Below are 1,166 nucleotides of genomic sequence, written 5' to 3' on the forward strand. Positions count from 1 at the left end.
CGCGCCGGGCCGTGGAGCTGCTCGAGTGCGTGGCGCTGGCGGCGCTGGTGCCCCTGACCGGCTGGATCTGCGGCGCCTACGCCGCCGCCCGGGGCGTCTGGCTGCGGTGAGGGCGCCGCGCGGTGCGCGCCTGCTCGCGGCGGCGGCGTTGGTGGCGCTCATCCACGGTGCGACGCCGGTCGCCCGGGCGGTGTCACCGCCCGCGGTGGACGACCGGCTGTTGCCCAAGCCGGCCGTGCCGGCGCCGCCGTCGCCGACCGCCCAGCGGGAGGTCTGCGCGGCGCTGAGCCCGCAGGCCGGCCCCGGCCGGGATAGCGGCGGCCCACTCGACCTGTCCGCGGTCTGGCCGCTCAGCCGCGGCGCTGGGCAACGCGTCGCGGTCATCGACACCGGTGTCGCGCGGCACCGGCGGCTGCCCGGGGTGGTGCCGGGCGGGGACTACGTGTCCACCGGCGACGGCACCCAGGACTGCGACGCGCACGGCACCCTGGTCGCCGGCATCATCGCCGCCAAGGCCGATCCGGCGGCCGACGGGTTCAGCGGCGTGGCCCCCGACGCCACCCTGGTCAGCATCCGCCAGTCCAGCGCCAAGTTCTCGCTCGCCTCCGACCGGTCCCGGCTCGGCGTCGGCGACGTCGACACCCTGGCCAAGGCCGTGCGGACGGCGGCCGACCTCGGCGCGTCGGTCATCAACATCTCCTCGGTCGCCTGCGTCCCGGCCGCGTCACCGCCGGACGACCGGACGCTCGGCGCCGCCCTGGCCTACGCCGTCGACGTCAAGAACGCCGTCGTCGTCGCCGCCGCGGGCAACACCGGCGGCGCCGGGCAGTGCCCGCCGCAGCGGCCGGACCCCACCTGGGACACGGCCACGGTCACGGTCAGCCCCGCCTGGTACGACGACTTCGTGTTGACCGTCGGCTCGGCCGGCGCCGACGGCGCGCCGTCGCCCTTCACCCTGCCCGGCCCGTGGGTGGACGTCGCCGCTCCCGGCGACGGGGTGCCGTCGCTGGCCGCCGCGCCGGTGTCCGGCACTAGCTACGCGGCGCCGCTGGTCAGCGGGCTGGCGGCGCTCGTCCGGGCGCGGTTCCCGGCGCTGACCGCCCGCCAGGTGATGCGGCGCCTCGAGTCGACGGCGCATCACCCGGCCGGCGGCTGGAACGCGCTGG

At 78.3% G+C, this 1,166-nt stretch carries 1 protein-coding gene; it reads left to right on the forward strand.

The genetic code is table 11. From position 1 onward, the window contains the following. Positions 1–106: 106 nt before the first annotated feature. On the forward strand, positions 107–1,166 hold a 1,060-nt coding region (gene mycP, locus A5714_RS23800; protein WP_369829472.1), incomplete at its 3' end, for a type VII secretion-associated serine protease mycosin.

It is taken from the genome of Mycobacterium sp. E2462, assembly GCF_001672685.1.
Classification (GTDB): domain Bacteria; phylum Actinomycetota; class Actinomycetes; order Mycobacteriales; family Mycobacteriaceae; genus Mycobacterium.